The organism is Vibrio sp. MarTm2, from assembly GCF_027587055.1.
Lineage (GTDB): Bacteria > Pseudomonadota > Gammaproteobacteria > Enterobacterales > Vibrionaceae > Vibrio > Vibrio sinaloensis_D.
On record NZ_JAPPTK010000002.1, the window covers coordinates 533,570 to 557,918 of the forward strand.

Annotated in this window: 18 protein-coding genes; 12 read left to right on the top strand and 6 right to left on the bottom strand. The window is 47.7% G+C overall.

Features of this window, described 5'->3' with window-relative positions; all coding sequences use genetic code 11:
- Positions 1 to 351 precede the first annotated feature (351 nt).
- Positions 352 to 4,065, top strand: a complete 3,714-nt coding sequence (locus OH458_RS06880; RefSeq protein WP_269977726.1) for a thrombospondin type 3 repeat-containing protein — start codon at positions 352 to 354, stop codon at positions 4,063 to 4,065.
- A 172-nt stretch (positions 4,066 to 4,237) separates the two neighbouring features.
- Here OH458_RS06880 and OH458_RS06885 read toward each other — a convergent pair whose 3' ends face one another.
- Positions 4,238 to 5,677, bottom strand: coding sequence for a sucrose-specific PTS transporter subunit IIBC (locus OH458_RS06885; protein ID WP_269977727.1), 1,440 nt, complete (start codon positions 5,675 to 5,677; stop codon positions 4,238 to 4,240).
- A 243-nt stretch (positions 5,678 to 5,920) separates the two neighbouring features.
- On the opposite strand from OH458_RS06885, the gene OH458_RS06890 reads away from it, so the two are divergent.
- Positions 5,921 to 6,910 carry a LacI family DNA-binding transcriptional regulator gene (locus OH458_RS06890; RefSeq protein WP_269977728.1) on the top strand — a complete coding sequence of 330 codons (990 nt, stop codon included), beginning with the start codon at positions 5,921 to 5,923 and terminating at the stop codon, positions 6,908 to 6,910.
- 155 nt (positions 6,911 to 7,065) lie between these two features.
- Complete coding sequence (locus OH458_RS06895; RefSeq protein WP_269977729.1) at positions 7,066 to 8,694, top strand: glycoside hydrolase family 32 protein; 1,629 nt, start codon at positions 7,066 to 7,068, stop codon at positions 8,692 to 8,694.
- 69 nt (positions 8,695 to 8,763) lie between these two features.
- Here the strand turns inward: OH458_RS06895 and OH458_RS06900 are convergent, their stop codons facing one another.
- On the bottom strand, positions 8,764 to 9,684 hold the full coding sequence (locus OH458_RS06900) for an aminoimidazole riboside kinase (RefSeq protein WP_269977730.1): 921 nt from the start codon (positions 9,682 to 9,684) through the stop codon (positions 8,764 to 8,766).
- A gap of 226 nt (positions 9,685 to 9,910) precedes the next feature.
- Between OH458_RS06900 and OH458_RS06905 the strand changes: the two genes are divergently transcribed.
- The gene (locus OH458_RS06905) at positions 9,911 to 10,927 is read left to right on the top strand and encodes a LacI family DNA-binding transcriptional regulator (protein ID WP_269977731.1); all 1,017 of its coding nucleotides are present in this window, start codon (positions 9,911 to 9,913) and stop codon (positions 10,925 to 10,927) included.
- Here the strand turns inward: OH458_RS06905 and OH458_RS06910 are convergent.
- A complete protein-coding gene (locus OH458_RS06910; protein WP_269977732.1) occupies positions 10,906 to 11,361 on the bottom strand; it encodes a hypothetical protein in 456 nt (151 codons plus the stop codon). The two genes, OH458_RS06905 and OH458_RS06910, sit on opposite strands and share 22 nt — an antisense overlap.
- Positions 11,362 to 11,398: 37 nt before the next feature.
- Complete coding sequence (locus OH458_RS06915; protein WP_269977733.1) at positions 11,399 to 12,739, bottom strand: MATE family efflux transporter; 1,341 nt, start codon at positions 12,737 to 12,739, stop codon at positions 11,399 to 11,401.
- A 103-nt stretch (positions 12,740 to 12,842) separates the two neighbouring features.
- Between OH458_RS06915 and OH458_RS06920 the strand changes: the two genes are divergently transcribed.
- Positions 12,843 to 13,802, top strand: coding sequence for a LysR family transcriptional regulator (locus tag OH458_RS06920; RefSeq protein ID WP_269977734.1), 960 nt, complete (start codon positions 12,843 to 12,845; stop codon positions 13,800 to 13,802).
- A gap of 190 nt (positions 13,803 to 13,992) precedes the next feature.
- Positions 13,993 to 15,465 carry a C69 family dipeptidase gene (locus tag OH458_RS06925; protein ID WP_269977735.1) on the top strand — a complete coding sequence of 491 codons (1,473 nt, stop codon included), beginning with the start codon at positions 13,993 to 13,995 and terminating at the stop codon, positions 15,463 to 15,465.
- A gap of 49 nt (positions 15,466 to 15,514) precedes the next feature.
- Here OH458_RS06925 and pncB read toward each other — a convergent pair whose 3' ends face one another.
- Entirely contained in the window at positions 15,515 to 16,768 is a 1,254-nt protein-coding gene (gene pncB / locus OH458_RS06930; protein WP_269977736.1) for a nicotinate phosphoribosyltransferase, read from the bottom strand.
- A 264-nt stretch (positions 16,769 to 17,032) separates the two neighbouring features.
- Here pncB and OH458_RS06935 point away from each other — a divergent pair, with 264 nt between their 5' ends.
- Entirely contained in the window at positions 17,033 to 17,746 is a 714-nt protein-coding gene (locus OH458_RS06935) for an NUDIX hydrolase (RefSeq protein WP_269977737.1), read from the top strand.
- A gap of 19 nt (positions 17,747 to 17,765) precedes the next feature.
- Positions 17,766 to 18,422, top strand: a complete 657-nt coding sequence (locus OH458_RS06940) for an isochorismatase family protein (RefSeq protein ID WP_269977738.1) — start codon at positions 17,766 to 17,768, stop codon at positions 18,420 to 18,422.
- Between the two features lie 51 nt (positions 18,423 to 18,473).
- On the opposite strand, the gene OH458_RS06945 is transcribed toward OH458_RS06940, so the two are convergent.
- Complete coding sequence (locus OH458_RS06945; RefSeq protein WP_269977739.1) at positions 18,474 to 19,427, bottom strand: AEC family transporter; 954 nt, start codon at positions 19,425 to 19,427, stop codon at positions 18,474 to 18,476.
- A 217-nt stretch (positions 19,428 to 19,644) separates the two neighbouring features.
- Between OH458_RS06945 and OH458_RS06950 the strand changes: the two genes are divergently transcribed.
- The 4 genes from OH458_RS06950 to OH458_RS06965 are packed head-to-tail and all read left to right on the top strand — an operon-like array spanning position 19,645 to position 24,329.
- The gene (locus tag OH458_RS06950; RefSeq protein WP_269977740.1) at positions 19,645 to 21,180 is read left to right on the top strand and encodes an ABC transporter substrate-binding protein; all 1,536 of its coding nucleotides are present in this window, start codon (positions 19,645 to 19,647) and stop codon (positions 21,178 to 21,180) included.
- Positions 21,173 to 22,117 (top strand): ABC transporter permease, encoded by a 945-nt coding sequence (locus tag OH458_RS06955; protein ID WP_269977741.1) that lies wholly within the window; start codon positions 21,173 to 21,175, stop codon positions 22,115 to 22,117. The genes OH458_RS06950 and OH458_RS06955 overlap by 8 nt, the downstream gene beginning before the upstream one ends.
- Positions 22,114 to 22,899, top strand: coding sequence for an ABC transporter permease (locus OH458_RS06960; RefSeq protein WP_269977742.1), 786 nt, complete (start codon positions 22,114 to 22,116; stop codon positions 22,897 to 22,899). Before OH458_RS06955 ends, OH458_RS06960 begins: the two co-directional genes overlap by 4 nt.
- A complete protein-coding gene (locus OH458_RS06965; protein ID WP_269977743.1) occupies positions 22,896 to 24,329 on the top strand; it encodes an ABC transporter ATP-binding protein in 1,434 nt (477 codons plus the stop codon). Before OH458_RS06960 ends, OH458_RS06965 begins: the two co-directional genes overlap by 4 nt.
- Positions 24,330 to 24,349: the final 20 nt, after the last annotated feature.

Here is a 24,349-nt window from a genome sequence, read left to right on the forward strand (position 1 = left end):
TGGAGTCTCACTTTAAGGTGGTACTGTTTTTGACAAAAATGGGAGTAGGAAGTCACCGAAACGGATTCTGGCTAGTGCAACTACTGCATTAATTCACAAAATTCGCGGAGTGTTAAAAAAAAATTTGAAAGTTAAGTAACTACTTAATTAGCAAGGTTAATTATTCATTTAATGAATGATTTGGGTTTGATGCTCTTTATCGAACTACTATTCTATCTTTTTGAAATATTGATGAATTTGGTACATCAACAACTATTCTAACTTAATAGTTTGGCATGGCTCGCAAATTGGCGGATATGGTCATTTCACACTAGCTTATATGTGTTGGTTAGTTAACTAATGGATATAGGTATGAAACTAAACAAAATTTCCTTAGCTCTTGGCTTGGCTAGTGCTGTTGTTTTATCGGGCTGTGGTGGCGGTAGCTCATCCTCCTCAGACTCCTCCGGAAGTAGTACATACAGCGTGAAAGCGATCGATGGTTACCTAAAAGGGGCCTTGGTATGGCTTGATATTGACGGTGACTTCGTATTGGACGATAACGAACCTTCAGCGACGTCTGGCGATGGCGGCGTTGCCAACTTAGACGTGTCGAACGTTTCCAATCCGGGGCAATACTCAGTGGTCGTCAAAGCGATTCCTGGCCAAACTATTGATGAAGATAACGGCCCAGTTTCAACGGGTTATGTGATGTCTGCTCCTGCAGGCGAAACCAATGTCACTCCTCTTTCTACACTTGTTCATGTCACTCTAGAGCAGACGACAGACGACGATGCGACTGAAGAAGAGATTGAGCAAGCGAAACAAGATGCTGTCGATAAAATTGCGGCAGATTTGGGTATTGATCCTGATGATGTACTTGGCGACTTTATCGAAGAAGACCTTGATGACGCTGCCTTCGCCGCAGAAACGCTAGTGGAACAAAATGTGCTCCCCGATGATGAAGAAGATTTGGGTGATGCGGCAGAAGGTACCGATGACACACTACTTGAATCAGCCAACACCGTTTCTTCCTCCATCAAAACGGTTAACGATACCGACCCAGAAGATTACGATACTATCGACTTAGACACAGATACGGATGGTGATGGTGTTCCCGATTTACTTGATGCATTCGATGATGATCCAAACGAACAGTACGATCTTGACGGAGATGGCACAGGTGACAACTCTGATTTGGATAAAGATGGAGATGGCGTAAACAACGATGTCGATGCCTTCCCAACTAACGCTAGTGAAACCGCCGATTTTGATAAAGATAAAATTGGTGACAATGCCGATTTAGACGACGATAACGACGGCATCAATGATATCGATGATGACTACCCGAATGATAAAACGCGGGCGGGCGACTCAGACGGTGACGGCACCGATGATCTTTACGATGAATTCCCAGATGATCCAGAACGTGTCGGCGATTCAGACGGAGATGGCGTTGATAGTGCGCAAGACGAATACCCTGGGGATCCTACCAGAGCAGGGGACAGCGATGGTGACGGCGTTGATGACTTAGATGACGAGTTCCCGGATGACAACACCAAAGCGGGTGACGCAGATGGCGATGGCGTCGACGGTCTACAAGATGCGTTCCCGGGCGATGCGAGTGAATCCGTCGACACGGATAGTGACGGCATCGGTAATAACGCAGATGATGACGATGATGGTGACGGTGTCCTTGATGAGTTTGATACCAAACCGTTAGACGGAGATTCCAAAGAGAGCAACAACGCAATCGCGGCAAGCTTCTTCTCAACCCTTGACCACGCGTTTATTTTTGACGGCGACATTGAAGATGGATACATCGACATTGAAACGCTCGATGTTGCTAATGGTATGGCAAACCTAACAGGCATCGCGACGTTAAACAGCTTTGGTGAGTTTAGTTTCGATCTAGATGAAGACAGCAGCATCGTACTGACAGCAACAGGTTGGCAGCAGTTGGATGGCCTTTACACCATCGATTTCTCTGAAGGCGACGATATTTATGCGTATGCGACCAACTTTAAATCAACCGTTAGCTATACCGTATCGGCACTTCTGACTGATCTTGAAGGCAGCAATGTTTCAGACTATGCGAATGAGGATGAGATTTGGGACGAATTTACCGACACCACTAAGCTGTTTAGCAAAGATGCCAAAGAAGTCGAAGCCACGCTGACACCTGAAGATGATATCTATCAACTGTGGGAAGAGAGCGAAGCGTATGTGTTCCAAGGTGATGGTGGCGCGACCGATGGCAAAGTAACTGATCTTGATGAGTTGATCACGAGCACTTCGGTCGGGACTCCAGCCAACACTGGCGACTTTATCGGTGTTTACTTGTCAGGTAATGGTGACATGGCCGCCGCTGTGGAGTTGTTGGATACCAATGTCGCAAACTACTACCTGATGAATTGGATGGCTGAAGACCCAGAGATGAGCGCGACGCAAGTTGCGACCGGCACATGGTCAGGCAGCCCAGTGGTTGGGGTGGAATTGATTGAATTCACTGTACCTGATACAGCCATTACCGCATGGGGCAGTATTTGGGATGAAGATAACACTACATTCATCTTCTCTGAGTACGATGGTGTTGTTCGTCAAGGTCGTGTAGAGAAGGCGGGTGAAGCTCTCGAAGACGATGAGGTTCTCTTTGTCAGTGAAGTCGCGAAAGAAGACATCGTTAGCGTTCTCGATCTGCCATTGGGCGAATGTTACGCCAATAATGCTGAGTCCGGCGCGACTGAATCTGACTTCTTGCTTGCGATTGCAGGATGTGGTGGTCTGGAAAGTAAGATCACATCAGAGATGGTCGTTGGGAATACGTTTGAACGATTCAGAGGCGATGACAGCTCTCGCCAGTACACCTTTGTTGAGGGTGGCACTGTTCATGTTGGTAAAGATGGTGTCTACTCGTTCGATGCTCAATGGGCAATTGAAGAAACTACGGGATACTTAGTCGTAACGTACGATGATGGCAGCGTATGGAAGTGGGCACTTGTTGGTAAAGAAACTGGGCCAAGCAGCGATTCTGTCTCTGCATCAATCACCAAATTTGCTATTGCTGAAGAAAGTGAAGTTGACAAGGTTTGGTCGGTAAAACACTTTGAAACCTACACTGATGATGCAGGCGTATCTGTCAGTGAGATTTGGTCCGAAACCTACGAACTTGTTGACAAAGCCGTGTGTCCATTTGGGGAAATGGAGTCGAGTGCCACCGAGCAAGATTTCGATAATGCAATCACGGCGTATCAAACTTGTACTGGTAGCACACTCATGGCTTCCAATGACGATGTTTCGGGTAAAACGATACTACGAACCAATAGTCGCGGTGAAATGAGGGCCAACATGTACAATGGTGATGGCTCAGGGTCTTCATACCGTAATGGTGTGTACACTGGAGATTTCGCTTGGACGGTTGTCGATGGTCAGAAAATCCAAGTCACTGACCCTAATGATACCAGCATGGTCTATGAACAATATGTGATTGCTCAACGTGGTGAAGACAGTTACCAAATGGTGGTATTCGAGCCAGAGGAAGGCGCATATTGGGCGGATGAATACATTGATAGTTCAATGGAGAATGTTCAAGAATGTCAAACAGGTAACACTGAGTGGGATGAGGTTAATGATGTTCCTCTCACCACCGCGACATTTGAAGAGTATCTAGAGGCTATTGATGAGTGTAAGTCTGACCTTGCGGAAGAAGTGTGGTTCAGCAACGAGTTCTTCGATAGAGAGGATCGCCAGATTGTCATTTCCCAGACAGGAATGGATGCAGATGAGAAGTATACGTTCAATAGTGATGGCAGTGGCTTCTACACCGATTTAGGTGAAGAGCCATCGGTTGACTACAACTTTACGTGGACTGTCGATTCTGAAAACAAACTCTTGGTAGTTACGATAACCGCTGGAGAGTTAACGGCGATTGATTACCTCGCCATTGTCGGAACGGATGGAAAACTGCTTTCAGTGAAAGCTCTCTCCAAAGCGAACGAAACGGGCTGGCCTGGTATCGGTGAGGACGATGAAGGGGATCTATGGAGTCATGTTTACATGATTGAGCAAGTATTCCCTGAAGAATAGCAACCACGTTTAGGGGGAAGTATTTCTCCCAAACAGAAACAAAAAACGGGATTGCCTAGCGCAATCCCGTTTTTATTTATTGATCATTCAAATAGCAAGAATGCCCCACCATGGGTGGGGCTGGCGTCAAAAACATGTTTTGACTACGGGGACCTTCCTAGTCCAGCAAGGATTAAGCGGTTGCCGCTTTTCCTGCTTTTACGCTTTCACGGGCACCCAATACTAGAGTGAGACCGAAAGCGACAGCAAACGATATTGCCATACCAGCAACGTAATATCCGATTTGGCTTGGTACGATTGAGATGATACCCGGCAAGCCTGCTGCACCTAATGCTTGCGCTTTGACATTAAATAGTGTGATAAACGCACTTGCTGTCGCTGCGCCAATAACCGCAGCAATGAATGGGTAGCGAAGCTTCAAGTTAACACCAAACATCGCTGGTTCAGTGATACCAAGTAGTGCTGTAACACCTGATGGCATCGCAATCCCTTTCAGTTTGATGTCTTTGGTCTTAAAGCCTACCGCTAATGCTGCTGCGCCTTGCGCAACGTTAGACATTGCCGCGATTGGGAAAATAAACGTCCCGCCCGTGACCGCAATATCGGCAAGTAACTGAGTCTCAATGGCGATAAAACTGTGGTGCATACCTGTGATAACAAAAGGCGCATAAATGAAGCCAAATAGCGCACCACCGATGAAGCCAGCTGAGTCGTACAACCAGTTCAAACCATCACCGAGTAGGAAACCGATGTCACGAGTGATAGGACCAACCAGTGTGAAGGTTAGGAAACCCGTGATGAAAATCGCCAGCATCGGAGTGAGCAGATTATCCAGTACCGACGGGATGAACTTGCGTAAACCGTTTTCCACTTTCGCAAGAATGAAGGCAGAGACTAATACCGGTAATACAGAGCCTTGGTAACCGACTTTCTGGATCTCGAAACCAAAGATGTTCCAAGTTGGGATGGTGCCTGCAACGCTAGCGCCACCAAATCCCCAGCCATTTAACAGGTCCGGGTGAACCATCAACATACCAAGTGCCGCACCTAAAAATGGATTACCGCCAAATTTTTTGCTGGCAGAGAATGCAAGAAGAACAGGCAAATAGACAAATGGTGCATTGGCGAAGGTATTGATCATGCTTGCGAGATCCGCAAGGCCTGGGTTCGCTTCGATCAGTGACTGACCTTCAATAAACAATCCCTGAGCGGTCAGCAGGTTGAAAATACCCATTAACAGACCACCAGCAACAATGGCAGGGATGATCGGGACGAAAATATCTGAAAGACCTTTCACCGCGCGCTGTACAATGTTTTGCTTTTCTGCACCCGCACTTGCGACGTCGTTAGTCGACATATCACTCATGCCAGTCAGCTTCGCCATTTCCGCATGGACTTGGTTAACGATGCCAGATCCAAAAATGATCTGGTACTGCCCAGCAACTTTAAATTGGCCTTTGACACCTTCTAGGTTCGAGATAGCGTCTTCATCAATAATTGAATCATCTTTCAGTGCTAAACGTAGGCGTGTCGCACAGTGGGCGAGCGCTTGAAGGTTGTCTTTGCCTCCAAGAAGCTCCAGCAGCTCTTTTGCAATAATCGGATAGTTCATTCCAAACCCCAGTTGTTGTTTTTGCTATTTAATGAATCTTTGGAAAAGGTGGTTAAACTCTTTTCGGGAACGTTTGCAAAGTCGATTTTTGGTGATCTATTCAATTCAGTCAAAACATATTGGGTTTTTATGTGAGATGGATCTGCTAAAATATTTTGCTAAACCGATTGTGCAAAGTGGATTTTGTTTCCAGATCTGGTAGTTTTTGCAAACAATCCCAATAACTTAATTAGAGATCTCGCAATGGCAAGTTTACACGATGTCGCGGAACTGGCTGGTGTCTCAAAGTCGACCGTTTCTCGAGTCATCAATAACGAATACGGCGTCAAAGAGGCGACCAAAGCCAAAGTGATGAAGGCGGTGGAAGAGGTTGGTTATGTGGTCAACCAAGTTGCCAAAGACCTCAAATCGCAAAAAACAAACTTAGTGGGTGTTATCGTTCCGCGTGTTTCATCCCACGCGACGGCGCAAGGGATGGATGGCTTAAGCCGAATATTTGAGTGGGCAGGAAAACAGGTTTTGCTGGCCAGCACGCAGCAATCAAATGAAAAAGAAATTGAATATATTCAGTTATTTAATCAGAAACGAGTCGAGGGAATTGTGCTCTACGCCACTCACATTGATTCGGACTTGGTCAAAGCGATCTCTCAATCACAAGCGCCTGTAGTGCTGGTGGGTCAAGATGGTTCGCTGTTCAACATTCCGAGCGTTGTGCATGATGATTTGAGGGTCGGGTTCGAAGCTGGGAACCGACTCATTGCAGCAGGGTGTGAGCAGATTGGATTTTTGGGTGTGGCGGATTCCGACTTGGCGGTAGATAAACTGCGCTCTGATGGTTTGGTGCAAGCCTTGGCAATGTCTGAAGGAAAGAAGCTACTTTTCCACTGTCACGGAGAGTTCACCATAGATTCAGGCTACGCCAACACAAAACAGATTCTGCAAGACTACCCAAATGTTGATGGCATCTTCTGCGCGACCGACCGAATTGCCGTAGGGGCGATTAAGGCATTGCAAGAGGCGGGAATAGAAGTAGGTAAGCAGGTTAAAGTATTGGGCGTGGGTAATGATGAGCTCGGTTGTATTAGTTCTCCTACGTTATCGACGTTTAACTATGCTTTTGATAAAGCAGGAGAAAATGGTGCAAAGATGCTGCTAGAGCTGATTGAAGGCAAGCCTCAAGTCATGAGCAAACTGGTTTTGACTTTCCAAAATGTAGAGCGAGAAACCTGCTAAAAGCGATTTAATTGTTTCTTTTACCAAGCCTGATTCGTCAGGTTTTTTTTGTGCGTGAGATCACGGCGTTCCAGTATGAACAGCTGTGAGTAGCTTGTAGTTTCCAGATTGATGATGTATTTTGCAAACGTTCCCAATTTTTTAGGTAAGGTCCAATGTCCGTTGAGCACTATCTCTCACTCTGTGGTGGAAAAAACAATATAACTCGGGTTTTGGCCCCCGATGACGAGCTAATAATTGCGGTAGAGGATGTCAGCAAAGTGGCTGATAGCGCCTTAATCGTTGCAATTAGAGAGGTACTTGGAGAGCATCAAGTCGCCTTTAAGCGCACTCGCTGTTTTGATGAAGAAGCGCTGCTTAAAATAGGTCGAATGATTTCAGAGCAACAGCAGTCAGCACTAGTGAACGCTACCAAGCCAGCCCAATGCCCCCATCGACCAAGTTGGCACATTTCACCGCCACAAGGCTTGCTCAACGATCCAAATGGCTTCATTTTCCACAATGGCGAGTACCACCTGTTTTATCAGTGGTACCCACATGCGTGCGTGCATAAAGACAAATACTGGGCGCATCTAACCAGTCCTGATTTGGTCAATTGGCAGTGGCAACCTGTAGCGCTTACGCCCTCGGATTGGTTTGACGCACACGGTGTTTTCTCCGGTCATGCCTTAAGCCATCAGAATCAACTTATGTTGTTTTACACTGGCAATACACGGATTGGTGAACAGCGTGACCGCCATACCACCCAGTGTTTAGCCACTTCACAAGATGGTATTCACTTCACCAAGCATGGCCCTATTATCGGTCAATTGCCTGAAGGGGTGACTCCCCATATTCGTGACCCTAAAATTGTGCGCCACAATGATTCTTGGTTGATGTTGCTTGGTGCTCAAACGTCGGATCTCAAAGGGCGACTCGCCATATACCGATCCGAGGATTTGCACACTTGGCAGTTTGACGGTTTACATGGCCAAGAGTTCGGGGATTTTGGCTACATGTGGGAGTGTCCTGATTTATTCAGCATTGGGGACGAAACGTTCGCGGTCATTGGCCCGCAAGGCATTGAGTCGTTTTCAGAGCACAACACCATTCCGCATCACAATGGCATCGCTCGGGCAAGGTTCAATTCAGACAAGGGCATTGAGCTGTCGGACTTTGAGCACCTAGACTATGGTTTTGATTTTTACGCACCGCAAACCATGCTGACACCTGATGGGCGACGTGTGATGTGCGGCTGGATGGGGTTACCTGATGAAATTGACCAACCTTCGGTCGAAAATGGCTGGCTTCATCAATTAACGTTGATGAGAGAGTTGTCGGTCAAAGATGGTCGATTGGTGCAGTGGCCCATCGCTGAGCTAGATGCCTTGGCTCAGCCGGAGCAATCGATAATGCTCAGTGATCAAGGCTACAATCTCGAGACCAAAAGTTTCGATTTGAGCATTGAGTTAGAGTGGGGCAGCCAGCTAAACCTATTTGAGGGTGAGGGAAGTAAGTTGATGCTGATCGCTGATCAATCGCGCCGAGCCTTAGTGATGGATCGCTCTCAAACTCTTAATCGCGCTCAGGATACGATACGCGAATTGCCGCTAACTGGTGACAAGATTCGCTTGCGCATTTTAGCCGATAGTTCCTCGGTTGAAGTTTTCATCAATGATGGCGACGCGGTAATGACATCTCGAGTGTTTACCGAGCCGCACGCCACGGGAATCTCACTCACGGGTACGCCGAGCTTGGCACGAGTGAAGCGCCTAAATCCAAGTCGAGCGCCATTTGCAGAATAAGTCATCAATAACTCAAAAGCCCCAACTCTAAACGTTGGGGCTTTTTGCTGCTTGGGTTTATGGAATGAACTATTGAATGTAATCGAGCAGTGCTTGCTCGCTAGGCAAAGCCGTCATCGCGCCTTTTTGAGTGGTGGCCAGTGCGCCACAACCGTTTGCCCATTGCACTGCGGCTTCGATTGTGTCCGTATTGACCCAGTCATTATGTTGTGACAGTTTGGCAAGCAATCCGCCAACGAACGCGTCCCCTGCACCTGTGGTATCCACCGGTTTGACCGCTTGACCAGATAGCAAGCGTTGTTGCTGGTTAAACACAACCAGTGCGCCTTTGGCGCCTTGAGTGATCAGTACCAGCGTGTTGTTGTATTTCTCAATGGCCTGTAATCCGGTCTCTAACGAATCTGAATCTGTCAGCAACATCAACTCATCATCAGAAAACTTCACCACATCGGCTAACTCAATCGCTTGGTTAACCACTGGTTTTAGCTCCTCTGGATTTGCCCAAACTTCTTCACGCAAATTGGGATCAAAACTGACAAAACCACCTGCCGCCTTAATTTGACGCATGGCTTCTAAAGTGGTGCTGCGGCTTGGTTCGTTCGCGAGGGCAATAGAGCACACGTGCAGCCACTCACCCGCGTGAAAAGTTGGGATATCGCCAAGTTCGAGAAACTGATCAGCGCTCGGCTTCACCATAAAGGTAAAGCTACGTTCGCCAGAATCATCAAGATCAACGATCACGGTGGAAGTACGCTGAGCTTCATCAAGCCGCATAAACTCTGTATCGACATGCTCATCTGAGAGTGTTTGTTTCATAAAACGACCGAGTGGGTCTTGACCAACGCGACCAAAGAAAGCGCTGTTGCCCCCTAATCGAGCGATTGCGACCGCGACATTAGCAGGCGCGCCACCTGGACACTTTAGGTAGGTAAATGGTGTATCTGGAATCAAGTCGACAACCGCGTCTCCCGTTACCCAAACTCTGTTCATGATTGTTACCTCAGTCGTTCATAGTTGATGTACTAATTATATGGCTAAAACGGTTTAGCTTGCTATTCGAATCCGCCAAAACAGCCAAGAGCGAGTGTAATTTGTGATCTAAAACGATCTTTTGAGCGGCTATGCAAAGCGATCGTCATTCCACTCGGAAAGCATTAGAAATCTTTCTCAATGACAGTAGAATAGACAGGCAAAGTGTCAAATGCTCAGGGAAAAAATGACCACTAAAAAATTAAAACTGGCTGATATTGCTCAGTTAGCGGGTGTCTCAAAATCGACGGTAAGCTTTGTGCTCAACGGGCACGCGAAAAAACACCGAATCAACGAAGAGACGGTTAAGAAAGTTGAGGCAATTGCCGCAGCCCACAATTATTCCCCTAGTATTTATGCGCGAGCGTTAAAGTCTAAACAGACATATACCGCAGGTTTAGTGATTCCGGATCTTGCCAACATGGGCTTTGCCTCTATTGCCAAGCGGCTTGAGGTTTTATGCCGAAATCACGGTTATCAGCTGTTGATTGCGTCGTCCGATGACAACCCTGAGATGGAAAAGCAAGTCATCCAAAGTTTGGTGGATAGACAAGTCGATGTGCTGTTTGTCGCGACCTCTTTCACCAATGAGCAGTACTTACAACAAGTTAAGCAAACAACCCCGATCATCTTGTTTGACCGAGTGTTTGAGGATAGTGCGTTTACAACCATTAAAACGGACGCTGCGAGTGCAACTCAAGAGGTGGTGAGCAAACTGGTTGAGGGATTAGACGAGTGCTGGTACATCGGTGGGCAAATGGATTTGTCGCCCAGCCGAGATAGATTTATCGGTTACCAAGCGGCTTTGCTGCAAGCGGGTATCGACTTTAGACAAGAACACGTCCTCAACAAAGATTATCAGCCCTCATCAGGTTACGACTTGATGGCGAATGCAGTTTCTATTCGTGGCTGTGCACCTAAAGCGTTGTTTACCGCCTCTTACTCCTTACTTGAAGGGGTATTGCGCTATCTGACAGAGCACGACATGCTGTCGGACGATATTCAGATCGCAACGTTTGACAACTATGACATTCTTGATTGCTTACCGCTGAAAATTGATTCGGTAGAGCAAGATTGCGAATCCATTGCTCAAGCCCTCTTCAATGCCGGACAATCCGTGTTAGAGCACCCAAGCAAAGCGCCAGAACAGGTCAGTATTCCTGCCAAAATTCATTATCGTCGTCAGGTATCAGCTAACAAATGAATGTTAACGTGAGTAAAGCGTACCATCGGGTCTCTTTGCTCCGATTGATACCAGCAAGCGGGCATTGCCTTTTCTAGTCCTGCGTTTTTGAGGGCGGATTTTTCTTGTTTGTCGATGGTGATGAAGCGCAGCAAACTATCCAAAATTCGTCTGAGGCTACTTGGTGTCAGCTCGCCATCGCGCCAGTAACGTTTGATCTCGCCAATGACCACATCAAGCGGTACGACTGGTTCAAGTGTGGAGTGCTTTAACGAGTGAACGTTAGAAGAACGCGGGCAAGAGGCGCGAGCAAGTTCCCAATCGGGTTTGCCTTTGCTTGAGACAAACCCCTCCCGATAGCAGAAGTAACTCAACAAGAATCGTTCGATGTGCTGCCATCTTTGGCTGCGAACTTCCAAGTAGATGTGTTCAAATTCCAGTTCTAAATCAGTCATGCACCGCCTCGCCTTAATTTCGGCGACATAGTAACGGCTAGCCAGCCGCGACAGCAAGGGGTTGATGACGACGGGTTTTCTTTATGGCAAACAGTAACTGCGCCAGTAACAGTACCCCAGTTACGCCCAAACCAATGCCAATACCACCCCAAATGCCTGCTAATTCAAATTGCGGCATCAAAATCCACGCAGCCGGTAAGCCAAATGCCCAGTAGCCAATGGCGGTCATAATGGTCGGTCCCATCACGATCTTCATTCCGCGTAATAGGTTGATTGCTAACAGTTGCCAAGCGTCTACCACAAACGACAGTGCTACCACCCATAACACCATGGTTAAAAGAGTACTGAGCTCAGCATCAAGATTGAACAGGCTAGCTATAAACTCGGGCCACAGCATAAATCCGCCCGCTAACACCACACTTAACGCGGTGGTAATGCCAAAACTGCGCAGGGCGGTACGTTTGATACCGTCGTAGTTTTCGGCGCCGAAGTCTTGCCCAACAAGAATGGCTGCGGCTTGCGAGAAACCAAAGTTGATGTTCCAAGTGAAACTCAAACATTGCAGCAAAATTTGGTGTAAAGCTAACGCAGCGATACTGATTGTCCCTGCCATTAACGTTCCGCCATAAATCAGACCATGCTCAAGCAGCGCAGCAAGGGCAATGGGCAATCCCATGGCGAGCAACGGTTTTAGCAATGACCAAGAATACTCATCTCGATTCAACCATGGGGCAAATGCCATGTACTCAGGGCGCTTAAATACCCAGATGCCATAGCCAACCATGACGATTGTCGCTGCAAGTGCCGTTCCCGCGCCTAATCCAGCTAACCCAAAACCCAACGAGAAGGCGAGTACATAACTGATTGGCACATTGAGCAATACGGTAAGCAGTGACATCACCATAATTGAGCGCACGTTGCCAAAGGCGCTGGTTAAACCACGCAATACGAGCAACAGTAGGGAAGGCAACATCGCCCATTTTAAGGTGTCGACATACGCCATCGCCGGCTGTGCGAGCTCTGTGGGTTGGTTTGCCAATGCAAGCAGTTGAGGAACAAATGCAAAGCTAATTGTGAGTACAACAGAAAGCACCAAAGACAGAAGGACCGCGCCTTTCACGGCTAAACGAATTTGTTGATTGCCATACTCAGGGCGAGCGATTCGCTGCCCATAAGCGATGGCAATTAAATTCGCTACGCAGCCAACGGTGCTGCCTGCAATGATAAACACAAAAGAGTAGACCGACGCCCCTAAACCACCTGCTGCGATCGCAGAAACACTCAAGCGCGACATCATCCAAACATCAGTTAACACCAATGCCATGGAGATCATTTGCGAAATAATGAGTGGGATAGCAAGTGAGAGAATTTTTTTCATTGGGCGCCTCGTGATCAGTATCACACAAAGGTACGAATAATCTTGCTGGCGTTCAAATGACATTTATGCCAATCTGGCATAACTTAAACTCATGGGAAAGACGATGCGACCTTACTCCAATCTTCCATACTCTCACAATGCCTTCAAAGTGTTTGAAGCTGTCGCGCGTTTGATGAGTTTTACCGCCGCGGCAGATGAACTCAATGTGACGCAAAGCGCCGTGAGTCGCCAGATCAAGCAACTTGAAACCGAACTTGGTGTCAGTCTTGCTATCCGCAAGCACCGCTCTATTGAACTGACTGAACATGGCAAAGATCTCTACCAAATTTTGCGTCAAAACTACCATAACCTAGATGCATTGATTGCTCAGTGGAAAGCGCCAGTTAAAAAGCGGATTGTGATTAAGAGCGCCCTCAGTTATGCGACGCGTGTTTTGATGCCTAACGTCGCGTTGCTCAATGAGAAATACCCCGAACACGAGATTGTTATCATCCCGTCGATTGAGGAAGATCCGGTACTGGAGCACGAAGACTGCGATCTACTGATCTTAAACACTCGCCATAGAGATCGCTACTTGGGTCTGCCGGGGATTCGCTTTTTACGAGCAGAATACATGGCTCCGGTTTATGCAGAGTTGATGTCTGAACAAACCATTCAAATTGAAGATGTGCTTGAGTTGCCTCACCTCCACGCGACGCTCGATCATCAAGATTGGAAACTGTGGCTTGCTAACGCGAATTTGAAGGGGAAAAAGCGCGGCAGGGATACGGTCTTTTTTAGTTTAGATTTAGCGTTAAGTGCATGCTTGTCTGGTCAAGGAGTGACGGTGACTGATCTGTTATTGGTATTACCTGAACTCAAAAGAAGGTTCCTCAAGTGTCCTGAAAACATCGCGCTGCAGCACAGTGATTGGCACTACCTTTGTTATCAGAAAAACCATACTCCAATCGCCAATGAGATCCTTGAATGGCTGACCGAGCAAACCAAAGCAGAAGTGCAAGAGTTGCAATCGCTTTGTGAACAGTTTGGTTGGCAGTGTGAACACGTTGAGTGGGGTCGCTAAAATATTCATAAACTGCATATTTTTCAGATATTTATTCAGCATCTTGTTGTCTGTATTCTGTGATCCATTGATCATTAATCTCGCCAATACCTCGCTAGACTGCCAACAACAGCTTTCCAAACAATAATAATTTGCAAACACAGATTGAAGCTGAATTCGCCTAATTTGATCCAAAATGGAGATAGAAGAGATGAAAACATGGTCTGTGACATTCGCCGCGAGCGCCATTGCTGTGGCGCTCAGTGGTAATGCAATTGCGTGTACGGGGTTGATTGTTGGTAAAGGGGCATCGTCTGATGGCAGCATTATGATCGCTCGCAACGAAGACTTTGGCATCAACAACTGGAACAAGTACCTTGAGTATCGCTCTGCACAAGATAACGAGCCGGGAGATTGGACACTCGGTAATGGCTTGGTGGTGCCAATGCCTGAGCACTTCTTGGCTTACTCTTCTATTCCCGATTGGGACGCCATCACCGTTGACAGTGACGGCAAATACTACGAAGAACGCGGCATTAACGAGTACAACGTCGCCGTGTCGGCTACCACCAGTGCTGAAGTGAATGACAAAGTTGCCAAAGTGGATCCTTTGGTGAAACCAGGCGTTATTGAAGCGATTATTCCCACTTTGATTCTCCCGCAAGCGAAGAGCGCCAAGCAAGGCGTGGAACTGCTTGGAGACTACATCGAAAAATATGGGGCGGGGGAAGGGAATAGCCTCTATATCGCCGACGTCAACGAAGCTTGGTTGTTTGAAATTGGCTCCGGTCATCACTGGATTGCGGTTAAAGTACCCGATAACAGCTACGCGATGATTGCCAATGGACTGCGCATTCATGGCGTCGACCTTGCCAGCGAGGACGTTCTGCATTCGCAAGGCATGCTCGAGTTTGTCGAAGAGCACAACTTGCTCGACAAGGTTGATCGCCAATCATTCAACTTTGCTAAAGCGTTTGGTGTGGTGGGGGATGAATATAACATTGACCGTGAATGGCTCGGGCAAAAAATGTTGACGCCATCGAAGTACCAGCAAAGCCGATTAGCACAATATCCGCTGTTTATGCAGCCTGATGACAAAATCAGTGTTGAAGATGTGGCTGAAGTGTTGAGTGCAACTTATGATGGTACCGCTCTCGAAGGCAAAGCGAAACGTCCAATCCGCGTTGAACGCCAGTTAGAATCTCACATTATTCAGCTCCGTGCGGAGATGCCCAAAGAGCTACAAGGTGTGATTTGGCAAAGCTTTGGCGTATTGCCAGAGTCCGTTCTGGTTCCGCTCTACTCAACGTTACAGGATTACCCTAAGGCTTACCAAGTGGGGGATGACACCTACAGCGACGACTCAGCTTATTGGCAGTTTAGAAGCTTGACCGCCCTTGCATCAGCGAACCCAGACAAATATTTGCCCATGCTAAAACAGACGTGGGACAAAGAAGAAACGCGTTTGTATAAACAGGTGCAACACCTCGATGCGACGCTCAGTGACATGTACAAGCAAGATAAGCAGGCGGCTCTCGATATGGCAGCGGATTATTCTTATGGTCAGCTTAAACGGACACTCAATATGGCGACAGACATTCGCTATAAAATGATGACCGATTTGACCAAGAGTACAGAGAAGAAGTATTCCGAAGAAGAGTTCAAAAAGATTATGAGTTTATAATTCACCCAACGAAAAACGGAGCCACTGGCTCCGTTTTTGGTTAAGGAATCTAACTTGCTTTATCTAGCGTAGAGATAAGACCAAAGCTCTGCTTTAACTCCGTCAGAAATACCTCATCTTCGCACATCGCTTTTTCAGGCTCGTCACTGATTTTGGCGACCGCCTGTCCATTACATTCTGCCAGTTTGACCACCATAGAGAGGGGCTGGTACGGAATCTGATCATCACGCCAGTCGCCCATGTCATTGGCTAAAAAGGTGCCGATACCAAAACTGACATTAGCGCGATCTTTGAAGTAGTCGCAAATGTCTAATGTGCGTTCAAAATTGAGTCCATCGGTAAAGATCAGTACTTTGGATTTCGGGTCAATTCCCAATGCTTCGTAGTGCGCGATCATTTTGTCACCCCACGCGTAGGGGCAACCGGAATCATGGCGCACGCCAGCATATGCGTTTGCGCGTTCAAGGCTGAAGTCGGCGAGAAAGGCGTCAATCCCAATGGTGTCGGTGAGTGCAATACCGAGTTGACCACCAAAGGTGGTATGCCATTGATCAAGTGCAACCTGTTGAGACTTTGCGGGCTCTGTTAATTGCTGATGCGCCATAAACCATTCGTGGGCGACAGTCCCAATGGGTGTGAGACCAAACTGTTTAGCTAAGTGATAGTTACTCGTGCCCGACATCAGATCTGAGGCGTGTTGGCGTAAATAATCCACCACGTCATGTTGAACCTGCGCGCTAAATCGGCGTCGGCTGCCCATTTCTGAAAACTGGAAGTTGGTGATGTTTCGGCGCTTGAGTTCGCGACGCAACCAATCCACTTTATCGACTAACGTTTTCTGAAATTGTGCGTAGGGAATAGAGGACCAACGGCGGCGATTTCGCACTTCGGAAATGATGCTCATCACCAGAGTTTCATACAAGATCGTCTCATGCCAAAGACCTCGAATAGCGACGCGTAATTGGTCTTTACCTTTTGTCGGTAAAAGACGAACTTCTACCTGAGACTCTGGACGAAAACGAAACTCTGCAAGGTAGTCAATAAACGTGCTATCAAGGTAAGGCGCTTGTTCAGTCAGGTAGCGGCGCTCTTCATTGCTGAAGTTGACCTCGGCGAGGCGAAGAATCTCATGTTCGACGTCATGTTTAAGATCGGACAAGTCTTCATCCGAACGAACAATAAGTTCATATCGCACTTGGGTGCTGGGATACAGCTTGTAAGCGGCGTGCATCATATTAATTTTGTACACGTCGAGATCGAGTGCACTTTGAATAATGCTTTGATTGAAAAGCGAGGTGGTCATGATGCCATCCTATCTATTACTCAGCTTAATTACTTGCTCGAACTCTAATCAACCCAAATGGGTTTGTCAAATTGTGTTACTAACTAGTATTACCATCAAACTAAGTTCCATGCTCTTAATAATTAGGTGAAGTTACTATCAATTTAAACGCAGGCTACCTTGAATTAGAAAAGAATATTAGTTAATCACAAAAGGTTACTTTCTGGTTGAAATTGTGTTGGACGGTGATAATGTACGCACTAGAGAAGGATGTAGGAAACGTAAATGATTGTCACCATTGACATGATATGTCTTAGGCTAGGCAGCCAAGGGTTGGAAGTGTTGTTAATCAAGCGCAATAACCCAAAGCGACCGCAACATGGTATGTGGTCGATTCCGGGTGGATTCGTGTTTGAACAAGATTGGACGGAGCGAGGTGGGCAACCCGCCGACCAAGATTTTGATGCCGCGAGGCGACGCATTTGTCGGCAAAAGATTCACACGTACCCCAATTACATCAGCGAACCCATGGTAGATGGTAATCCCAAACGTGACCCTGAAGGGTGGAGTGTGACAATTGCGCACTACGCGCTGCTCAATCAAGCCAATGTCGAGCAAATCGAAAACTGTGGTTTATGCCAAGAGCAGCTTCGCTGGTTTGCGTTAGAAGACGTGCTTCAAGATGCGTTAGACCTCGCGTTTGATCACGCGGAGCTCATTAAACTGGCGTGGCGTAAGTTGCGTGCAGCCGTTGAGTACACATCGGTGGCGTTATTCGCTCTCGATAAAGAGTTTTTAGTTTCAGACATTATTGCCGCGTACGCTGAGTTTGGCGTTGAAATTAACCGAATGACGGTCAAACGACGCCTGATAGAAACAGGCGTGATTGTGAGTGCCAACAAGATGGCGTCTACCAACAAAGGAAAAGGCGGCAAGCCTGCTCAGGTTTACAGTTTGAGCGAAAAAAGCGTGACATATTTTCAAACGTGCCTGCGTTGAACAGCATAAGGAATAACCCATGTCTTTGAAAACGGTACAGATTGAGAAATCGAAAACAGCGGCCGTCGATGTTGACCCGCAAAAAGGCTTTAGCGAGCTTTGCCCGAACGAACTGCCTGTAGCGGGGGCGCTGGAAATCGTCGACGAATTGATTGCCAACCACAGTAAAGGGAGTATTAAGCTCGTGTCGCGAGATATGCACCCTCCAGGCGCAGCGTGGGAAGCGGAAACTCCAGCGAACATGCTGGAACCTGTTGGTCTGCCAGAAGTGGACATTAAGTGGAACCCGCATTGTGTGGTCGGTACCTCGGGCGTTGAGTTGTTGCCCGGCTTGCCAGCGATTCGCGATTACGACTTCCAAATGAATAAAGGCATTGACCCAGACGCGCACCCTTATGGCGCTTTCTTCCATGACCAAGCAGATACGCTGTCGACAGGCGGGATCGAGTTTCTGCAATCCAAAGACATAGATACCGTGATTGTCGGGGGCTTGGCGTTAGATTTTTGTGTTAAGAAATCGGTAGAACAGCTGGTGGACGCGGGTTTTCGAGTGATTCTGAATCTAGCCTCGACGCGAGCGGTGTTTCCGGAGAATGCTGAGCAGGTGGCTGAGGAGTTAGCGAGCAAAGGTGTGATTCTGGTGACAAGTTCCGAGCAAATCGAATGTCGTGAGTAAGTGTTAAAGCGTCGGGCTGTAAATTAGCGAAGCGACTTAATGCTTCGCTTTTTATATCAAACTAAACACGCTCAAAAGCAGCAAACCTAACGTACAGGTCACGGTAGACATTGTCGTGGTTAGCGCAATAATATTGGCCGCGAGCACAGCGTTTCCGTTCATCGCCCTTGCCATAATGTAGCTCGCAGACGCCACTGGCGCAGCATTCATAAAGAAGATGATTCCAAGCTCCATCCCCTCAAACCCAAACCAATAGGCGCATCCTGTAATAAGTATGGGTGCGGCCACCAACTTAAATCCACTTGCTGTCCAAGAGGGCGCTTGTTCTTTTTTGAGAGAGCTTAAATTGAGTGAGCCGCCAATACATAGAAGGGCGAGAGGCAATGTCATTTTGGCAAGGTAGTTACCTGCATCAATCGCAATGGTTGGTACAGGAATACTAAGAACGTAAAAGGCGATACCGAGTAAAATCGAGATAATGAGGGGATTTTTGGTCAACGTAGCTGCCATCATTTTGCCCACCTTTACCCCCGATTCTTGATGCTTAGGAGTGAGGCAAATCACCGCCAACACGTTGTAAACCAAAGTGGTTGCGGCGACAAATATCGCGCCTAAAGCGACACCTTGCTCACCGTAGGCGTTGGCAACATAAGCGATGCCGATAATGCCAGTATTTGCGCGAAACCCGCCCTGTATGATCACGCCTTGGTCTGGAGAGGTTGGAAAGAGCGCCTTTACGCAAACTGATGTAAACACGAAAAACGCCACACTAGACAGCACGCCGTACAAGATAAAGTGACTCGCGGCAGAGATATCATGTTCTGAAACTACGATGCTCAGAAACAGCATGGTAGGGAGTGTCACCTGAAACACCAGTTTCGAGGCGACCTCAATGAAGTTATCGTTTATCAAACCAATACGTTTGAATACGATACCCAGCACCAACATCAAACAAATTGGCCCTGTGATTGATACAGAAAATTGCAACTGGCTGAGTAAATCCATTCGACTCATCACACAAAAAATCATCCCTTCTCAATACCTTATCAGAGTGCGTCGGTTGGGGAAGTAAGAAATATTCCAGATTTTAGAGGTTTGGCAATATTTCATGTCGGAGACGAGCTGACACGTTACGGTTTCTTATTGATATCCATTCTCATATTGATTGATAATATTGTTATGTTATAACATTGCGCTGAATTTGTTTTTAAGGACATGAATAATGAAATTTAGGATAGCGGGTATCGCCGCAGTCGTTGCTATTGCGGCGGTCACTGTGTCGCAATTCACTCAACCCACGTCAAGCCAAGCATTAAAAATCTCTGGTCCGTTTGAATACTCAAGCCAAGATCTCTCGAAAGATGGTTATATGTTCACCCGAATGCAGGTTGTTGAATCTTTGGTCGCGATCAATAAAAAGGGCCAAGTGGAGCCGCAACTCGCTGTTGCGTGGACCGTGAGTCCTGATGACCTCGAGTGGACGTTCGATATCCGAGAGGGGGTAACGTTTCACGATGGCGAAAAACTGGATGCGGCAGCGGTTAAATTGGCGCTTGAAAATGCGATGGCGAAGCCGGGCGTGATTAAGCGTGCGCCTATTTCAGAGATAGTGGCGAACGGGAATCAGCTGACACTTCGCCTGTCTAAACCTTACAACCCTATGTTGTCGGTTCTGGCTCATTACACGGTAGCGATCGCTTCTCCGAGTAGTTACAACGAAGAAGGAACCTCTACGTCACTGGCTGGTACTGGTCCTTACAAAATTGCTGAACTTGTCCCGCCACATAAAATTCATGTGACCCGTAACGAGGGTTACTGGGGCAGCAAAGCCAAGATTGAAAACGTCGAATATCTTGCTGGTCATCGTGCTGAAAGTCGTGCTCTGCTCGCCCAAACAGGTCAGGCTGATATCGTGTATACCCTCGATCCGGCAAGCATCGCGCCATTGCAGCAAACAGAGAATGTTGATGTCGTGAGCGAATCTATTCCTCGGACAATTTTGCTCAAACTGAATAACGAGCATCCGTATCTTAACTCGTACCAAACACGCCAAGCGCTGAGCTTAGCGCTCGATCGTACCGGGATTTCCAAGCAGATCATTCGCATGCCGGGCTCTGAAGCCTACCAGCTTTTTGCGCCTTCGTTAGGGGCTTGGCACATTGAAGCGTTCGCGCAGACGTCTCGTGATATTGCTAAAGCGAAATCGTTGCTTGCTTCTCAAGGATGGCAGCAAAACGATCAGGGCATGCTAGAGCGAGAAGGCAAGCCGTTTGTTGTCAATCTGACTACCTATTCAGATCGTCCAGAACTGCCCGTGGTCGCTACCGCTATTCAAGCGCAATTGAAGGAAGTCGGCATTCAAGTTGATATCTCTATTGACAACTCCAGCGCGATTCCAGCGAAGCATCAAGATGGCACAATTGAGTTGGCACTCGTGGCGCGTAACTTTGGTGCGACGGTCGATCCCCTTGCGCTGCTTCTTAAAGATTTTGCTGAGCATAAAGGTAGCGATTGGGGACCAACGAACTGGTCATCGGAAGAGTTTAGCGCACTGCTAAGCCGCTTGAGCGCCACTAAAGATCGCGCTGATTACCAACAGCAAGCGCAGCAAGCGTCTCAAATTCTTGCGCAAGAGATGCCACTGATTCCTATCACTTTCTACACCCAACTTGTGGCGGTGAATAAGAAAGTCGGCAACTTTAGCTTTGACCCGTTTGAGATCAACTACCGAATTTCAGAGATGACGCTGAATGATTAACATCCTTCTTAGAAGAGTGTTCCAAGCCACGTTGGTGGCTTGGAGTATCGGCACGTTGACATTCATTTTGATGCGCCTGCTTCCGGGGGATTTTGCGTTTCGTATCGCAGCGGGTCGATATGGTTACGACTATGTGGACGCAGAGGCGGCGCAAGCAGTCAGTGCGGAGCTTGGCTTAGACCGATCTGGGTTTGAACTTTATTTTCAATGGTTGTGGGATCTGCTCCAGTTTGACCTCGGTCATTCCCTGATTAGCGGCGCCCCCGTCATTGAAGAGATAACGCATCAGCTTGGTCACTCATTGCTGCTCGCATTGGTTGCCTTGTTACTGTCTGCCCTCATCGCGATACCTATTGGTGTCTATTGTGGAAAACATGCCAACTCGGCGGCTGACAAGTGGAGTTTGATTACTTCGGTGTTTATCCGCGCTCAGCCAGTCTTTGTGATTGGCTTAGTGATGACGATTCTATTTGCATTGCACTTAGGGCTGTTTCCTGTGGCGGGGTTTGGCAGTGCAGCGCATCTCTTTTTGCCGGGAGTGACGTTAGCGCTATCACTGGCGGCGATGTCAAATCGGCTTATTCGTAACGCGACGCGCAGTGCCATTACAGCGCCATACTTTAAGTTTGCCAGACTAAAAGGATTAACCTTTGAGCAAGCATTCCAGCATCACGCACAGCGCCATATTGCGATTCCGATTGTCACTTTCTTAGCGATTCAAACCATAGGCTTGATGGAAGGCATCATCATGATCGAGTCACTTTTCTCTTGGCCAGGTATCGGCCACGCGTTGGCGCACGCGATTTTTGCTCGAGATATCCCAATGATCCAAGGAACAGCATTGGTGATGGGGTTGTTGTTTGTTGCGATCAACACCTTTATTGACCTCGTGACCTACCAACTTGATCCAAGACAGCAGCAGGAGGCGACGCAATGAAACTGCTTGCTAAACAAATCTGGGGCATTGCGATTATCGGCGCAGCACTGCTGCTCGTGTTGACGCAAAAACTGCTCTTCAATAGTGACCCTGCCGCACAGCAACTCTCATTGGCGTTTTCTTTGCCTGATTTCTCCGAGCCACTGGGGCGCGATCATTTTGGTCGTAGTAACTTTGCTCGTTTAAGTGATGCGATTGTTACCTCGTTAACATTGGCTTGGTTAAGTGTATTGACCTCTGCTGCGTTAGGGATTGTTGCAGGCGTACTCGCAGGGTGGCGCAAAGGGTGGTGGGAGAGAAGTTTCTCTTTTGTGATGAATATTATCCTCGCAATGCCGGGGCTGATTTTAGTGCTGTTATTTGCCGCACTAGTACCGGGATCCTTTACGATTTTGTACGTCGCAATCGCCCTTATTTTGTGGGTTGAGTTCTACCGAGTGGTGCGTAATAGAACGCTATCTCTGATTCATTCTCCGGAAGTTGAAGCTTCTGTGCTGTATGGATTTGGGTCTTGGTATGTATTTAAACGTCATATTTGGCCTCACTGCCGTCAAGATGTGTTCACCCTCTGCTGCTTTGGGGCTGGAAACACCATACTCGCGCTTGCCTCGCTCGGCTTCTTGCATGTAGGCCTTAAGCCACCAGAGGCGGAGTTAGGACTCATGATGGTAGAGCTGTTTCGTTACTACCAAGTTGCCCCTTGGGTGTTAGCTCAGCCACTGATCACCTTGTTTGTTTTAGTACTCGGGTTCCATTTACTCGCGAGTGGGGAAAAGTCATGAGTTGTTTTCTTCGTGTCGAATCATTGTCAGTAAAAACGGCGCAGCAAGTCTTAGTTGACCCGGTCAGTTTTACCCTCGCTAAGGGAACGCCGCTTACGATTCTTGGCGAAACAGGGGCGGGAAAAAGTTTGATTGCGGCTGCGCTAACTGGAACCCTGCCAAAAGAGTTGGTTGCCAAGGGCCAGATTTACCTCCATGACCGAGCGGTAAGTGAAAGTGAGTTGCAGCAGATGTGGGGGCGAAAAATCGCGTTGCTTCCTCAAGAACCATGGCTCGCGCTAGACCCTATTATGCCTGCACACCAACAGATTGAAGAGGTTCATACTCTCGTTAATCAGGCTCCTGCGTCGACGGCCAAAAAACGAGCTCAATCAGCGCTTGAAAGCATGAATCTTAGCCACGCGAAACAAAAATATCCTTTCCAGCTTTCAGGTGGAATGGCGCAGCGAGTCGCTTATTTATGTGCGACTCAGGCTGGCGGAGAATTGCTGTTAGCGGACGAGCCCACCAAAGGGCTAGATCGAGACCATTGCGACATTGTTGGTGACATGCTCGCAGAGCACGCAAAACAGGGCGCATTGATTACCATCACTCATGATATCGAGCTGGCGCAAAGGCTAGGGGGAGACATGATTGTGATGAAACAGGGTGAAGTGGTGGAATCCGGAATCGCACATGAGATCTTAGCCAATCCGAAATCTGACTACGCCAAAGCGCTTATCGAATCGAGCCCGAAACATTGGTCAAAGCGAAGCTCTGCAAGCTCAGGTCAGCCTTTGGTGAGTATAGAAAACCTATCACTGCGTCGAAATCAAACCACTCTGTTTGACAAGGTTTCTCTTCGCGTCGATGAGGGCGAAGTGGTTGGAATCTATGGTCAAAGTGGTTGTGGTAAAACGAGTTTGGCGGATGCGGTGCTTGGGCTACTCACGCCAAGTTCTGGAGAGATTGTGTTTCACCAAACGGTCGGTGTTGGGCAAAAGCTAAAGCTCTATCAAGACCCGCCAAGTGCATTTGCTACACACGTTACGCTCAATCAACTACTGAGTGATTTACAGCAAATTCACTCTTTTGATGAGGCCGAGATAGCGCCCTTGATGCGATTACTGAAATTAGACTTGGGGTTGCTACAACGAACACCTAGGCAGATTTCAGGAGGAGAATTACAGCGTTTCGCTATTTTACGTGCGTTGTTAATGAAACCTAAGCTATTGATTGCAGATGAACCCACTTCAAGGCTTGACCCCATAACAGCGGCAGAAACCTTGCAGTTGCTCACTTCTCTGGCGACTGAGCGACAATGTAGCGTGATCATCATTGGCCACGACGAGGAGGCGTTGCGAAAGCTATGCGATAAGGTCATCAATTTGCATCAATATTCGGTTGAAACCTTGAGTAATAAGGTGGCGATGACGCCCGTGTCGACCTAGTCCCCATTCGGCTCCTTCAA

Coding starts and splice junctions, on each gene's coding strand:
- OH458_RS06880 (WP_269977726.1), top strand. CDS start 352: ATGAAACTAAACAAAATTTCCTTAGCTCTTGGCTTGGCTAGTGCTGTT.
- OH458_RS06885 (WP_269977727.1), bottom strand. CDS start 5,677: ATGAACTATCCGATTATTGCAAAAGAGCTGCTGGAGCTTCTTGGAGGC.
- OH458_RS06890 (WP_269977728.1), top strand. CDS start 5,921: ATGGCAAGTTTACACGATGTCGCGGAACTGGCTGGTGTCTCAAAGTCG.
- OH458_RS06895 (WP_269977729.1), top strand. CDS start 7,066: ATGTCCGTTGAGCACTATCTCTCACTCTGTGGTGGAAAAAACAATATA.
- OH458_RS06900 (WP_269977730.1), bottom strand. CDS start 9,684: ATGAACAGAGTTTGGGTAACGGGAGACGCGGTTGTCGACTTGATTCCA.
- OH458_RS06905 (WP_269977731.1), top strand. CDS start 9,911: ATGACCACTAAAAAATTAAAACTGGCTGATATTGCTCAGTTAGCGGGT.
- OH458_RS06910 (WP_269977732.1), bottom strand. CDS start 11,361: ATGACTGATTTAGAACTGGAATTTGAACACATCTACTTGGAAGTTCGC.
- OH458_RS06915 (WP_269977733.1), bottom strand. CDS start 12,739: ATGAAAAAAATTCTCTCACTTGCTATCCCACTCATTATTTCGCAAATG.
- OH458_RS06920 (WP_269977734.1), top strand. CDS start 12,843: ATGCGACCTTACTCCAATCTTCCATACTCTCACAATGCCTTCAAAGTG.
- OH458_RS06925 (WP_269977735.1), top strand. CDS start 13,993: ATGAAAACATGGTCTGTGACATTCGCCGCGAGCGCCATTGCTGTGGCG.
- pncB (WP_269977736.1), bottom strand. CDS start 16,768: ATGACCACCTCGCTTTTCAATCAAAGCATTATTCAAAGTGCACTCGAT.
- OH458_RS06935 (WP_269977737.1), top strand. CDS start 17,033: ATGATTGTCACCATTGACATGATATGTCTTAGGCTAGGCAGCCAAGGG.
- OH458_RS06940 (WP_269977738.1), top strand. CDS start 17,766: ATGTCTTTGAAAACGGTACAGATTGAGAAATCGAAAACAGCGGCCGTC.
- OH458_RS06945 (WP_269977739.1), bottom strand. CDS start 19,427: ATGGATTTACTCAGCCAGTTGCAATTTTCTGTATCAATCACAGGGCCA.
- OH458_RS06950 (WP_269977740.1), top strand. CDS start 19,645: ATGAAATTTAGGATAGCGGGTATCGCCGCAGTCGTTGCTATTGCGGCG.
- OH458_RS06955 (WP_269977741.1), top strand. CDS start 21,173: ATGATTAACATCCTTCTTAGAAGAGTGTTCCAAGCCACGTTGGTGGCT.
- OH458_RS06960 (WP_269977742.1), top strand. CDS start 22,114: ATGAAACTGCTTGCTAAACAAATCTGGGGCATTGCGATTATCGGCGCA.
- OH458_RS06965 (WP_269977743.1), top strand. CDS start 22,896: ATGAGTTGTTTTCTTCGTGTCGAATCATTGTCAGTAAAAACGGCGCAG.